Source organism: Rahnella inusitata (assembly GCF_018288855.1).
In the GTDB taxonomy this organism is placed as follows: Bacteria; Pseudomonadota; Gammaproteobacteria; order Enterobacterales; family Enterobacteriaceae; genus Rahnella; species Rahnella inusitata.
The window spans coordinates 375,933-390,252 of sequence record NZ_CP065025.1; the positions used below are offsets into that span (position 1 = coordinate 375,933).

Sequence of the window (14,320 nt, forward strand, 5' to 3'; positions counted from 1 at the left end):
TGTACGGCAAAATCACAGGATTATTACATCCTGTGATTTTGTAATCCTTAGGCTAATTCGCCTGCACCGTGGCGGCGTAAATCGTCGTAACTATCTGCTGATTGGCGTTCAGCGTTTCATCAATGGTTTTTTTGCCTTCCAGCAAATCCGAAATATTTTTCCCCACCGCGTCACCCATCTGATCAAAGCCAGGAATACTCACGTACTGCACACCCTGATACGGCACCGGGTAAAGCGTCGGCGTTTCCGGCGTCGCGGTTTCAACCGCCTGTTTCACTCCCTCGGCGTAAGGCGCCAGTTTCTGGTATTTCACCTGCGCATAGGACGAATAACGACTGCCCGGCGGGATCGCGCCCCAGCCGACCGTTTTCGCCACGTCCTGAATGTACGCCTGCGACGTCGCCCAGGTGATAAATTGTTGCGCCTGATCTTTATGGCTGGCGTGCTGTGGAACGGCCAGCGCCCATGCCCACAGCCAGTGCGATCCGTTGGTCGAAATCGCCGTGGGGGCAGGTGCGAAACCGACTTTATCGGCCACGCGGGAAATCTGCGGATTGATAACCATACCGGCGGCGACGGTACTGTCGATCCACATCGCGCATTTGCCCTGCGAGAACAGCTTGAGATTTTGTCCAAAGCTGTTGGATTTGGCATCCGGCGGACCGTAGTCATGCATCATCTGCACGTAATCGGTCAGCACCGCGCGCCACTCGTCGCTGTCCAGACGCGGATGCCAGTCCTGATCGAACCATTCCGCACCGTAGGCATTGGCCATCGTGGTGATAAAGGCGACGTTATCCCCCCACCCGGCCAGCCCGCGCAGGCATAAACCGTAGACGCCCTGCGATTTGTCCGTAAGCGTCGCGGCGTAAGATTTCACGTCATCCCAGGTCGGATTGACGGGCATTGTGAGATGCTTCGCCGCAAACAGGTCTTTGCGGTAATAAGTCATGCTGCTTTCACCGTAAAACGGCAAAGCGTACAGCGTGCCGTTCCATGACAGCGCGCTGCGGATTGGCTTGAGCAGGTCATCCACGTTGTAATCGGCAGGCAGATTGTTGAGCGGTTGCAGCCAGCCTTTTTTGCCCCACAGCGGCGCTTCATAAGTGCCGACGGTGATCACATCAAAGTTCGCCTGACCGCTGTTCATGTCGCTCAGCACCTGCTTGCGCAGTTCACCGTCATCCATGACATGCCATTCGAGTTTGATGTCCGGGTGCGCTTTTTCAAACTCGCCGGACATCTGCTGCATGATCGTCATATCGCCGTTGGCGATGGTGGCGATTTTTACCACGGTCTGCGCCTGCGCGCTGGCGCAGAACGCCAGCGGCAGCAGCACACTGAGGATGCGTCTGTGAAAAAGACCTGACATGGTGGTGCTCCTTCTCAGGTCAGGCATTAGCCAGACGCGGTTGACGTGCAGGGGCGTTCAGCGCAGGCAGCGGTTCAAGAACGCCCTGCCCGTGATTGACTTCAGCAGGAAAACCCGGCTGAGACGGCGGGTTTGGTCGCAAATGGAAGAACGACATTTTCTCGACCAGTCGTGCTGCGTGCTCATTCACCGTGTGGCTGGCTGCGCTGGCTTCTTCAACCAGCGCGGCATTTTGCGAAGTCGCGCTGTCCATCTGGACTATCGCGACGTTGACCTGATCGATCCCGCTTGATTGCTGACGGCTGGCGACGGCAATATCCGCGACGTATTCGACCATCTTCGTCATGCCGCCGTTGATTTCCTGCAAGTTTTGGCCAGACAGCATCACCAGTTTACTTCCCGCATCCACTTTACTGACGCTGGTTTGGATCAGGGATTTGATTTCCTGCGCTGCCTTGGCGGAACGCTGCGCCAGCTGACGGACTTCGGAGGCCACCACCGCAAAGCCGCGCCCCTGCTCACCGGCACGGGCGGCTTCTACTGCGGCGTTCAGCGCCAGCAAGTTGGTCTGGAACGCTATCTCATCGATGACACGGTTGATGTCCGCGATCTTATTGCTCGATTCTTCGATATCACGCATCGCGGTGACGGCGTCAGTCAGAATGCTGCTGCTTTGCTGCGCCTGTTCGCGGACGGTTTGCGCAAGCTGGCTGGCCTGAGCGGCGTTATCGGCATTGAATTTCACCGTCGCAGTCATCTGCTCCATGCTCGCGGCGGTTTGTTCCAGCGCGCTGGCCTGCGCATGAGTGCGCGAAGACAAATCGTTGTTACCGTCGGCCATTTGCCCTGCCGCGCTGCTCAGCGCCAGCGCACTTTCTCCGACTTCACGGACAATCCCGCTCAGACGCGCATCCATATTTGCCAGCGCCTGCATCAGTTCGCCCATTTCATCTTTCGGGATCGCACCCAGTCGGTGATTCAGTCCACCCGCTGAAATTGATTCCGCCAGACGCCGCGCACGACGCACCGCGCCGGTAATCGAACGCACCAGCAGCCAGCCTGCAATACCGGCGACCAGTAAACCGCCCGCCAGGATAGCGGCCATGCTGTTACGCATAGTGAGGTAAGCCTGCGAGCTTTCTGCATAGTTGCGTTCAGCGTGCTGGCGCATCAGGTTGTCCAGGCCGTCGATGTCCTGCTGCAACGCCTTACTGCCATTTTTCAGCCGGGTCTCGATCATGACCAGCGCACCGGACGGGTTACCGCTCGCCACCAGTTTGCCTGCATCGACAATCGCGGCCTGATAATCATTGAGATCGTTAAGGAATGTCGCGCGCAACGTTTCGCTGCCCGGAACGGCAAACGTCGCCTGATAGGCTTTGCGTTCGGCAACAATCTGCTGGCCGTAAGCATTGATTTGCGCCACGCGTTGATCGACTTCCGCCGGATCGGTCCAGTAGCGCAGCGATTCAAACAGCGTCGCCGACTGCATTTGCGCCAGACGGTATAATTTCGCGGAGTGCTGTAATGGCAGTAATTCGGTGCGATAGGCCGATATCGCGCGCTGATCGGCAGCGCGAAGCCCTAAAATCGCCCACAGCGCGGCGACGGTCAGCAAAATGCACAATAATCCAACGATGCCAATCAACCGGCTCTTAATGGTAAATCCCATATCGATTCCTCAGACAACAGCAATGATCTTACAGGAAGGCGTCAGCGTCGGATGGCAAAGTGGTGATCGCCCTTTGAACGGTTTATCGGCAAAGAGCGGAGAAAGTTTAGGCGTGTTTTCAATCATATAGGACGCGCGCGTTATCGCGCCGTTGGCGACGTCAGGCGTTGGTAATTTGTCTTATCGCGGGAGGTTGTACTGCTGCTTTCAGGTAAACGTCATCGCCCAGATGATGACCCCGCCGACGCAGTGAAGATATGCACGCAGATGTCTTCGTCGAGCCTGGCGTTTCCTTTCTTTCTGAGCATTTTGATCCCCGTGAAGTATGAGCGGCTAGCCCTCTAACAAATTGACTTTGTGCTGAATACTACGAGAATGGCTCTTTTCGAGCGACACACTTACAGAATCGGAGTCTACCATCGTCTGCTCTCTCAAATTTCCTCATCTAAGAATCGTAAAGACCGGTGTCGCACTGCTGGCCGCCGCGCTGATGCTGGCCAGTTGCTCATCCAAACCACCGAAATCGCTGGTGACCCCACGTCCTCCAGTCAGCATAGAACCCCTTCCCGGAAAATCTGCTCTGAGCAAGGAACCGGTGCGCGGTGTCTGGCTGACGACCGTTTCGCGCCTCGACTGGCCACCGGTTTCGTCGGTAAATGTCAGCAGCCCTGCCTTGCGCATCAGTCTGCAGAAGAAAGCGCTGACGGATAAGCTTGATAAGCTGAAAACCCTCGGCATCAACACCGTATTCTTTCAGGTGAAGCCTGACGGTACCGCGCTCTGGGCATCAAAAATTCTTCCGTGGTCAGATATGATGACCGGCAAAATCGGTGAGGATCCGGGTTACGATCCGTTGCAATTTATGCTCGATGAAGCGCATAAACGCGGTATGAAAGTCCACGCATGGTTTAACCCGTATCGCGTTTCCGTCAATACCAAACCTTCCACCGTTGCCGAACTAAATAAAACGCTAACGCTTAATCCGGCCAGCGTATTTGTGCTGCATCGCGACTGGATCCGCACTGCCAGCGATCGTTTTGTGCTTGACCCCGGAATACCCGAAGCACGGGACTGGATCACCAGTATCGTCGCCGAAGTCGTCGCGCATTATCCCGTCGACGGCGTACAGTTCGATGATTACTTTTATGCCGAATCTCCCGGCTCCAGCCTCAATGACAACCTGACGTTTCAGAGATATGGGAAGGGATTTGCGTTCAAAGCCGACTGGCGACGCAACAACACTCAGCAGCTGATCGAACAGGTTTCACGCACCATTAAGCAGATGAAACCGGACGTCGAATTTGGCGTCAGTCCGGCGGGCGTGTGGCGAAATGCTTCGCACGATCCGGCGGGTTCGGATACGCGCGGCGCGGCGGCTTACGATGAATCTTATGCTGATACCCGCCGCTGGGTGCAGCAAGGCCTGCTCGATTACATCGCCCCGCAGCTTTACTGGCCCTTCTCGCGTCAGGCTGCCCGTTATGACGTATTAGCCCATTGGTGGGCGGACGTGGTGAAACCCACTCACACCCGTCTGTATATCGGGATCGCATTGTATAAAGTTGGCGAGCCGTCAAAAAATGAACCGGACTGGATGATTAACGGCGGCGTGCCGGAGCTGAAAAAGCAGCTCGATATGAATGAATCCGTCCCGCAAATTAACGGCACCATTCTCTTTCGTGAAAACTATCTTAATCAGCCGCAGACTCAGCAGGCGGTGAATTATTTGAGAAGCCGCTGGGGAAGCTAAGCCACGTTCTGCTCTGTCGATGAAAACAGAAAGCCGCCTTCATTCCCTGAGGCGGCTTTTTTATTCACGATGTTTTCGTTATTTAAAGAAACGCAGCAGATGGTCCAGCACCAGTGACGACAGTGTGAAATCGGGATCCGCGAAGGTGACGCCCTGAGCGCCGAGGTGGGAAAACAATGGCAGCGTCAGCGCAGGCAATACGCATAGCAGCAGGCCGTTGATGCCGCTGGCAATGATCGCGCCACGGAATCCGCCGGTGGCGTTGCCGAAAATCGCCGCCGCGCCGCCGGTAATAAAGCTCGCCATGATACCCGGAACGATAATCGGCAATCCGACAAACGGGAAGATAAGGATACAGACCAGTTCAACGCAGAAACTCACCAGAAAACCGATCAGCGTCGCATTCGGCGCCTTGGTGAAAAGTACCATCACATCCACCGCAGGCACGGCGCCCGGCGCGAATACCCGTGAAAATCCTTTAAATGCAGGCACGATTTCCGCCGTAAATAAGTTGACCCCGGCTTTAGCCAAATAGAGTCCGCAGGCAAACACGGCGGACTGCTCAAGGATAAAAATCACCATATTCTTGTCTGCCGCACCCGCGCCGTACACCAGCGTCATTGCGGTTTTAATCTGCGGCTGCGTGGCGAAAACACACGAAATCAGCAACAAAACCAGCATCGTCAGCAGCGTCGCAATATTAGGTTCACGCAGAAAATCGAATTTATTACTGATTTTAAGGTGTTCTGTATCGGTTTTTTTATTGCCGAACCATTTCCCCATATAGGAACCAATAATATAAGAGGAGATGGCCGCATGAGAGATCGCATATTCATCCGACCCAATGATTTCACGGCTAAATTTGTTGAGGAAAAACGGCGCGGCGGCCATATAACAACCGATAAATATCGAAGAAATAATGACGATTGGATAATAGCTGTAGCCCAACTGCATCAGCACGGCGGTCAATGCAAAAGACATAAACAGAACCAGATGCAGTGAAAGATAAATAAATTTAAGGCGCGTAAACCGGGCCAAAACAATATTTATTACCATGGAGAACAGCAAAATTATCGCTGCCGTTGAACCAATCTGATCGATAGTCGCCGCCATGATGGCTTCATTGCTCGGCACCACGCCAACGATGTTAAAAGCACTGGAAAACAACGTACTAAACGCGGTCAGCACCTTCATGAGAATGGAACCGCCAACCTTTATCATGGTGAATCCGATAAAGGAAAGGGCCGTTCCCGCGATAATTCTTGAGACAGACGCTCTTTGAAAAAGTAGCCCCAGAAAAGCGATAATCGCAATTATCACCGCCGGTGTTTTCACTAAACTCAGAAATATTTCCATCTTCCCCTCTTGTATTGAATTGTCATGTATAAATGTTGCGGATTTGTTTTTTTAATTACTTTAAATTTACAGTCAAACAACATGCATCAAACAACAGGGGCACGTTGAATATTGATTTAAAATAATGAACCGCTGTTTCTTTTTATATGGCACGACGTTTTATATAGATCATTACAAAGGGATGATGTGAAGCAGGTCGCAATTAGCGCGCCGCAGTCTATTTTTAGATGCTTTTTGGAATGGACATAACAACGCTGCACCACAAAAAAGCAGGGACGACGGCAATATGGCGACGTTTCAGAGGTGAAGAGTGAGTGAGGCGTTAGTGATGAATAAGGCGTTGATTGAGCGTCAGGCTGGGGATATTACTGATTTGGTTAATTTGTCGCAGAGAGAAAGGTAATGACATCCTTCTGATCCCACAGATAAATCCCCTCAAAACGCCTGCCGGCAGGAAAACGGACGGAGAGTGACCGGGTTAGCTCCAGCGTAAAGCGGCATTCTTCTTCATTAAGTGCGACAAGTTGTGCATCGAGAAACCCAAATGATTTACCCGTTTGCGGATAAATCATTTTAAAAAGACTCTCTTTGGCCGAAAACGTTAACGTCATAAGCGCAGCCAGTGAACCGCGCTGATGACGGCACAGCAGCTGATGTTCGGCACCGTTAACAATCATCGGCAAAAAATCCCGCGCCTGCTGCTCTTCCATCAAAGTTTCAACATCAATTCCCACCCCTGCGCCTGTCTGTACCGCACACAGTGCCATATGGGCGTTATGGCTGATCGAACCGCATACGTTTTCCGGCCATTGCGGTGCGCGATTGTCGCCGATGCCGACGGTAAACGGTGGCTGGCCCAGGGAAGTTAACGCCATCGAGGCAAGATAGCGTCCGGCAAGAAATTCCGCGCGCCGCTTCGGGACGGCACGCGTCAGGGAGGGCGGGAAAAATACCGCCAGTTCTGTAAACAGATCATCGCGATAGGCGGCCAATGTGAAGTGGCAGCGTGCGATCTTCCCTGAATACCCAAATTCCGGCGGCAGGTTCAGCCACCCGGCCCCCGTGATAAAGGACTCAGGCACCGAGCGTTGCGCCGCCATCGATAACGATATCCTGCATCGTAATGTGAGAGGCGCTCCCGGAAGCCAGAAACAGCACTGCTTCAGCCACTTCCTGCGGCAACGCAATTTTTCCCAACGGAATGCCCAGTTTGAACTGATCGGGAAAACCGTCGATGGTGCGCTGTTCGGCGTCGTGCGTTTGCCACATGGCCTGTTGCATCGGCGTATTGGTCGAACCCGGTGACACCAGATTACAGCGCACGCCGAACGGCGCCATCTCTAATCCGACAGTCAGACATAAACTGCGCAACGCCGCTTTCGAGGCGCAATAGGCCGACATCCCGACGCGTGGCACATGGGCCGCGTTCGAGGCGATGCTGACGATCGCGCCGTGTTGCTGACGGCGGAACACCGGCAGCGTATGGCGGAACAGGTTGAACGCGCCGCCCGCATTCACTGCCAGACAACTCTGCCAGTCGTCATCACTTATCTCATCCGTTGCGCCCAGGCGTAAAATGCCCGCGCCGTTGACCAGCACATCCAGTACCGGTTGTTCAGCCAGCAGACGCTGGCAAACCGCCGCGACCGCCTGACTGTCGGTGATATCCATCACTTCGGTGCGAAAAGGGTTATCCTCACCGCTGAAGGTTTTATCGAAACCCGTTACCGTCGCGCCCGCTTGCTGAAATGCCCGCGCGGTGTGCAGACCAATCCCCTGCCCGGCGCCGGTCACCCAAACCTGTTTACCGGCGAAATCCCATGCTGTGCTCATCAGGCTTTTTCCCCGGAAAGCAGCGCCCACCAGCCATCGATCGTCGGCGTTTTGGCCAGAGCGACAAAGTCGATATCGCCGCGAATTTTCCGCCAGCCCGTCGCCAGCGCCATAATGCGCACGGAATCCAGCCCGTAATCGATCAGGTTTTCATCGTTGCCAATGTCGTCGCTGTCATCATCTAACAACGGCAAAATCTGAGCCCGCAGGGCTGATTTACTGTCGATTTTTGCAACGGTTTCTTTCGGCAGTAGCTCCGCCGTCGTCACCACACGACCACAGCGACCGGCGGTATAACGCAGCGCCATCAGGTGCTCGTCTCGGGAAAAATCGGCCAGACCATCGGCCACCATGAAGGGCTGGATGTTGCGCATAAACGCGTCGGTCGCGGTCGTCAGACAGCCGATGTGGGCGTACACCCCGCAGATGATCAACTGATCGCGGCCAGTTTCCTGCAAAATATCCTGCAACGGCGAACGGTGAAATGCGCTGTAGCGCCACTTCACCAGCACCTGATCGTCAGTATCCGGTGTCAGGGCTTCCACTACCGCCTGCTGATCCGGATGTTTGTTCAGGCCCGGCCCCCACATGTCGTTGAGCAGTGCACGATCTTCATCACTCTGGTTATTCGGCTGCGCGGTATAAAACACGGGGATCCCAACGGATTTACAGTAGCGGCGCAACGCGGCGATGTTTTCCACCACCTGCTCAATCAGCGGGCTGTCTTCACCCCAGAAATTGAGGAAGTATTTTTGCATATCATGGATCAGTAACGCCGCGCGCTGCGGCTCAACCGTCCAGCTGACTTTATTGGCGGGCAGTTCATTGACCGCAGGCAGTGCGTAGGATTCGAGTTTAGGAATGGCCATGAATTATTCTCCCTGTGGCGCAGTGTGTTCTTGAGAAATAGACTGTTCTTGTGCGATTAACTGTTCACGTAAAAGCTTTTTATCCACTTTACCCACCGGCGTCAGTGGCAGCCGTTCGACCCGCACAAAGCGGTCGGGCAGTTTAAATTCGGCAACACCCAGCTCACGCAGATGGCGGCGCAGTTGCACCGGTTTGAAACCGCTGAGTGTCACCAAAAAGGCGCAGCTTTTTTCGCCCATTAAGTTGTCAGGCATCGATACCAGTGCGGCGTTAATCACGCACTCATGACGCAACAGCAGATTCTCAATTTCCTCTGCGGCGATCTTTTCACCGCCACGGTTAATCTGATCTTTCAACCTTCCCTGAACCTGCACATAACCGTCATCCGTCAATGAAATCAGGTCGCCGGAGCAGTAAAAACCCTGTTCATCGAAGGCACTGGCGTTGTGCTCAGGGCTGAGGTAATAGCCCTGAAAGGTGTAAGGCCCGCGCGTCATCAGACGGCCAGTTTCACCTGCGGGAAGAGGATTTCCGTGCTCATCCGCTACCCAAAGCTCATCATCCGGGCACATCGGCGTGCCCTGAGTGGTGAAGATGCGCTGCGGATCGTCGTCCAGCAGCGTGTAATTCACCAACCCTTCTGCCATGCCGAATACCTGCTGCAACTGGCAGCCGATTTCCTGCGGCACTCTGGCTGCCAGCGTCTCACTCAGTTTTGCGCCGCCGACCTGCAACAGCGTTAAACTGTCGAGGGAGGGATGCCCTTCCCACTCCTTCATCGCCTGTAGCCATAGCGTCAGTGCCGGAGGCACCAGCGCCGTTACGGTGATCACGTGTTGTTCAATCAGCGGGAAACAGACCTGCGCGCTCGGATCCGTCGCCAGAATTACCTGCCCGCCGCCATAGAACACGCCGAGCGCGCCGGGCGAACTCATCGGGTAGTTGTGAGCAATCGGCAGGGCGCACAGATAGCGAGTTTGCGAATCGAAACGGCAGATTTCGACGCTGCGCCGGATACTGTAGTAATAGTCGTTGTGAGTTCGTGGGATCAGTTTGGGCGTACCGGTACTGCCGCCGGAAAGCTGGAAGAACGCCACTTCATCCGCCGGAGTCGGTGAGGCGCAAAAATCGCCCGCCTCCTCTGCTATCCACGCCGCCAGTGAATGCGCGTCATCCTCTGCATTGCGCAGCGCCGTTACCCGCAGCGAAGGGTGTTGTTCAACAAAAGCCGCCACCAATGTGTGCTCGGCAAACAATGCGTGATGGGTATCGGCAATCAGCAACGCAGGCCGGATTTGTGAAGCATAAGCGTTGAGTTCACTGCGCTGATGGCTGAACAGCGCATTGACCGGCACCACGCCGATTTTCAGCAGCGCAAAAAACACCACGTAAAATTCGGTGACGTTACCCAGCTGTACCAGCGCGGTATCGCCCGCGCCGAGGCCGCGTCGTTGCAGCGCAGCGGCCAGCCTGTCGGACTTGTCATCCAGCTGACGGTAACTGAGTGTGGAGATTGAATCTGAAATGGCCGCGACATCGCGGTCAGCCTGTCGCTGTAAAATATCGGTCAGCGCCAGACCCAGCCAGTAGCCGCGTTCGCGGTAACGCTGTGCCAGCGCATCCGGCCAGCGGGTAAATGCAATCGTCATGCGAGTCTCCTTTATGACGCCAGACCAAACGCGCGCAGCATGGTGTTGAGCTTAGTGCCGGTTTCTGCCCATTCCGATTCAGGGACAGAGTCCGGCACGATTCCCGCTCCCGCAAACAACTGAACGCGGTTTGCCTCCACCGTGCCGCAGCGGATAGTGACCACCCATTCTCCATTCCCCTGCGCATCACACCACCCGACAATGCCGCCAAACAGACCGCGTTCGAAAGGTTCGAGACGAGAAATCAGCTCGCGTGCAGACGTGGTCGGCATGCCGCACAAAGCGGGTGTCGGGTGCAACAGGCAGGCCAGCGACAGGGCATTTTCAGCGCTGTCCGCCACGTCGCCGTCAATCGGTGAGGCGAGATGCCAGAGTGTCGGCGTACTGAGCAGTTCCGGGCGCGAAGGAATATGCAGATGGCTGCATCGTGGGGTTAGCACATCGCGCATAGCGTCGGTGACAATATGGTGCTCGTAGGCATCTTTCCCTGACACCAACAGCGCCTGGCTGGCAGCATGATCCTGTCGCAGATCCGCGCTGCGTTTCGCCGAACCGGCCAGCGGATTTGAGTGAAAATGGTTGCCGAGTTTTCGCAGCAAAAGTTCCGGGCTGGCACCCAGCAGCGCGCCCTGTGCCAGCGGTACGTGGAAGTGATAACCGCCGGGATTCTGCTCGATCATGCGCGCCATCAGCGCGGCGCGATCCACCGGCTGGCGGGTTTCGATCTTCAGCAGGCGCGACAGCACCACTTTGCGCAGTGCGCCCCGTTCGGTGGCTTCAACCGCTGAAGAGACCATCTGCATGAATTCAGTTTGCGCGGGATATTCCGTTTTTCGCTTCACCTCCGGCAAGGCGTTTTGGCTCACGGGTGCATTATCGAGAAACTGCTGACGGTCAAACCACTGCACTTCTTTTGGCACAAACAATGCCGAGGGCTGTTGCGTATCGAAGGGAATGGCGCCACAGACTATCGGATGAGCGATACCGGCGTTTCGCGCCTGTATGAATGCCTGCGCAATCGCCTGCTGAAATTCACCGTTCAGCGCCTCACCGCCAGCGGCAGGCAGCGTGAGCTGAGTAAAACATCCCTGCGTGGCTAAGCTTCGAAAAGGGGAAGTGAAGAAAAATCCGCTGGCAGGAGAGATATCCGCGATGTTTTTCACCACCTCCGGGCACTGCTCCCCGACCTGCCCTGCTCCGTTGCTTTTGCCATCCGTCACTACAGCATCCATCAGTCGACTCCTGTTAATAAAATGATAATGAATATAATAACGATTATCATTTGCATCTGATGGCGGTAAACTACTCGCCGGTTTTACGTGTGTCAATCATAGAAACCTGAAGTCTTGCGCTTTTTTCCTGATTTCAGGGCACGTAGAATCACCGAAAAACGGCTATTTATCAGTACGCTATCGTGAAGGATTGTCTTTAATGAAGAATACCCTGCTCCAACGTCTGACCCTCGCGGGCGGGCTTTTCGCCCTGCTGACACAGGCCTGTCTGGCCGCCGGAACCGGCTGGCCTCGTGAGATAAACACTGAACACGGCAGCATTACGCTGGCCCATGCGCCTGAACGCATCGTCTCCACCAGCGTGACCGTCACCGGTACTTTGCTGGCCATTGATGCGCCGGTGATCGCCAGCGGTGCAACCAGCCCGAACAGCCGGATTGCGGACGCGCAGGGCTTTTTCCGCCAGTGGGGCCAGATCGCCGCAGAGCGTAAGGTGCAGCGTTTGTATATCGGCGAGCCAAATGCCGAAGCCATTGCCGGGGAAGCACCTGACCTCATTATCATCTCAGCCACCGGTGGGGATTCTGCACTGAAACTGTACGACCAGCTTTCGGCGATTGCGCCGGTACTGGTGGTCAATTATGACGACAAAAGCTGGCAGGAACTGGCGCGACAACTGGGCGTAGCCACCGGTCATGAAGCGCAGGCCGCCGCCGTGGTGAAGCAGTTTGATGAGCGGGTTAAACAGCTGAAAACACAGCTGACATTGCCCGCCCAGCCGGTCTCCGCGATGGTCTATCGCCCCGATGGCAAGGCCGCCAATTTGTGGACATCCGCTTCCCCGCAGGGACAGTTGCTGCATGAACTCGGGTTTACGCTGGCCACAGTGCCGGACAATTTTCACGGCAGCCAGAGTCAGGGCGTGCGAAAAGATATCGTGCAGCTGTCAGGGGAAAACATGGCAGAAGGCCTGAACGGCAACACCCTGATGCTGTTTTCGGGCGACGACGGCGATACGCAGCGGCTGATGGAAAACCACTTCCTGGCCCATCTTCCGGCGGTTCAGCATAAACAAGTTTATGCACTGGGTAATGACACCTTCCGGCTGGATTATTACAGCGCCAGCAACCTGCTGACGCGGCTGGACACGCTGTTTACTTCTCACTGACCGCAGCGGCGGGCGCAGGCTGAGCCTGTTGCCCGCCCGTCACGGTATGCCGTAACGCCCGCATCGCAAATGCCAGCACCACACCCAGCAACGCCGCCGTGAAACCGAAACTCGCCGAAGTGATGGCCGGTAACATCACCGATCCCATCGCTCCCAGCAGCAGCGCGCCGAGCGCATCCCCCGTCACGTTCTGCGCCGTCCACAGGCCGTTAATCCTGCCGAGGAAATCATCCGGCGTGAGACTTTGGATCAGGGCATATTGCAGTAACGCATTGATGGCGCTGAGATAACCGAAGATAACCAAAAAGGCTAATCCGAGGCCGAACCACGGCATCAGGCTGAACAGGCCGACGGCCACGAATGCGCCGATGGCGGTCATCAGCAGCAGCCAGCCAGGCCGGGCAACATTCGCCACCCGTCCGCTGGTCAGCGCACCGACTGCCGCCCCGAGCGGTACGGCGGCGTACATCAGCCCAAGTTCTGAGGCGCTGACCTGCCACATTCCGGACAGCGCCGGATACAGCACCCGCACCGCACTTGCCATCGTCAGCAGCGCGCCGACCAGCGCTACCATGCCGATCACCCGGTTTTGCAGCAGGAAAGCGAAACCGGAAATCAGCGCCCGCAGCGGATGTTCACGCTTTTGCACCGGCGGCGCCAGCTGCGGTAAACGCAGCAGCGGAATGAGCGTCAGACCGGTTCCGAGCGCCGCCAGACCATAGTTCCACGCCACACCTCCGCTGGCGATCACCAGCCCGCCGATAGCCGGTGAAAGAATCGAGCCGAAGCGTACGGTGAGCATACTGATCGCCCCGGCCTGCACCAGATTTTCCCTTCCGACAATCGCGGGCGTCGCCGCCAGCAGCGCCGTGACGCCAACGGCACCGAAGAAACCGTCCCACACCGCCAGCAGGTAGATAAGCGTCAGCGAAGGAACCGGCAGCGCCGCGTTGATGCACAACCCGACAAATCCCAGCCCGCAAGTGCTGCGCGCAAACAGGATCAGGCGGCGCCGCTCGTAACGGTCAGCCATCACACCGCCCATCAGCAAGCCGATAAACATGCCGCTTCCGGCCAGCGTGACAGACAGCCCGACCAGCAAGGTCGAACCGGTCATGGACTGAATCTGGACCGGCACGGCGATGCTGAGCAGGCCGAGTGCCAGAATAGAAATAAAGCGCGCGCAGAAGACGGCGCGAAATGTGGCGTGCGTTTTCAGCAGGGAAAAATCGAGTAAAATCGAGGGCTTGTTCATTATCAATGCGTCACATAGGGGTAAAAGGCACAGTCAATGTAGTGCTATTGCGGGATAACTCATGCTACCATAGCCAAACGCAATAGATAATGATAATAAATATCATTAAGATTAACTTTGGTGCTTTTACTCATCATGTCACGGTCTCTTACTGAACCCTCGG

11 protein-coding genes are annotated in these 14,320 nt (G+C 55.7%); 2 read left to right on the forward strand and 9 right to left on the reverse strand.

The window, feature by feature from the left end; all coding sequences use genetic code 11:
- Nucleotides 1-52: 52 nt before the first annotated feature.
- Nucleotides 53-1,372 (reverse strand): ABC transporter substrate-binding protein, encoded by a 1,320-nt coding sequence (locus tag I2123_RS23535; RefSeq protein ID WP_112163931.1) that lies wholly within the window; start codon nt 1,370-1,372, stop codon nt 53-55.
- 19 nt (nt 1,373-1,391) lie between these two features.
- Nucleotides 1,392-3,044 carry a methyl-accepting chemotaxis protein gene (locus I2123_RS23540; RefSeq protein WP_213052629.1) on the reverse strand — a complete coding sequence of 551 codons (1,653 nt, stop codon included), beginning with the start codon at nt 3,042-3,044 and terminating at the stop codon, nt 1,392-1,394.
- A 490-nt stretch (nt 3,045-3,534) separates the two neighbouring features.
- Between I2123_RS23540 and I2123_RS23545 the strand changes: the two genes are divergently transcribed.
- Nucleotides 3,535-4,794, forward strand: a complete 1,260-nt coding sequence (locus I2123_RS23545) for a glycoside hydrolase family 10-like protein (protein WP_213052630.1) — start codon at nt 3,535-3,537, stop codon at nt 4,792-4,794.
- A 78-nt stretch (nt 4,795-4,872) separates the two neighbouring features.
- On the opposite strand, the gene I2123_RS23550 is transcribed toward I2123_RS23545, so the two are convergent.
- The 6 genes from I2123_RS23550 to I2123_RS23575 form a co-directional block, all read right to left on the reverse strand.
- Nucleotides 4,873-6,150: a PTS ascorbate transporter subunit IIC gene (locus tag I2123_RS23550; RefSeq protein WP_112163928.1), complete on the reverse strand. Its 1,278-nt coding sequence runs from the start codon at nt 6,148-6,150 to the stop codon at nt 4,873-4,875.
- 377 nt (nt 6,151-6,527) lie between these two features.
- Complete coding sequence (locus I2123_RS23555) at nt 6,528-7,250, reverse strand: 4'-phosphopantetheinyl transferase family protein (RefSeq protein WP_213052631.1); 723 nt, start codon at nt 7,248-7,250, stop codon at nt 6,528-6,530.
- Complete coding sequence (gene dhbA / locus I2123_RS23560) at nt 7,225-7,983, reverse strand: 2,3-dihydro-2,3-dihydroxybenzoate dehydrogenase (protein ID WP_213052632.1); 759 nt, start codon at nt 7,981-7,983, stop codon at nt 7,225-7,227. The genes I2123_RS23555 and dhbA overlap by 26 nt, the downstream gene beginning before the upstream one ends.
- Nucleotides 7,983-8,852 carry an isochorismatase family protein gene (locus I2123_RS23565; protein ID WP_213052633.1) on the reverse strand — a complete coding sequence of 290 codons (870 nt, stop codon included), beginning with the start codon at nt 8,850-8,852 and terminating at the stop codon, nt 7,983-7,985. The genes dhbA and I2123_RS23565 overlap by 1 nt, the downstream gene beginning before the upstream one ends.
- 3 nt (nt 8,853-8,855) lie before the next feature.
- Nucleotides 8,856-10,502: a (2,3-dihydroxybenzoyl)adenylate synthase gene (locus tag I2123_RS23570; protein WP_213052634.1), complete on the reverse strand. Its 1,647-nt coding sequence runs from the start codon at nt 10,500-10,502 to the stop codon at nt 8,856-8,858.
- A gap of 11 nt (nt 10,503-10,513) precedes the next feature.
- A complete protein-coding gene (locus I2123_RS23575; protein ID WP_213052635.1) occupies nt 10,514-11,734 on the reverse strand; it encodes an isochorismate synthase in 1,221 nt (406 codons plus the stop codon).
- A gap of 199 nt (nt 11,735-11,933) precedes the next feature.
- Between I2123_RS23575 and fepB the strand changes: the two genes are divergently transcribed.
- The gene (fepB, locus tag I2123_RS23580; RefSeq protein ID WP_112169534.1) at nt 11,934-12,902 is read left to right on the forward strand and encodes a Fe2+-enterobactin ABC transporter substrate-binding protein; all 969 of its coding nucleotides are present in this window, start codon (nt 11,934-11,936) and stop codon (nt 12,900-12,902) included.
- Here the strand turns inward: fepB and entS are convergent.
- Nucleotides 12,889-14,157 carry an enterobactin transporter EntS gene (gene entS, locus I2123_RS23585; protein ID WP_213052636.1) on the reverse strand — a complete coding sequence of 423 codons (1,269 nt, stop codon included), beginning with the start codon at nt 14,155-14,157 and terminating at the stop codon, nt 12,889-12,891. The genes fepB and entS overlap by 14 nt on opposite strands.
- Nucleotides 14,158-14,320: the final 163 nt, after the last annotated feature.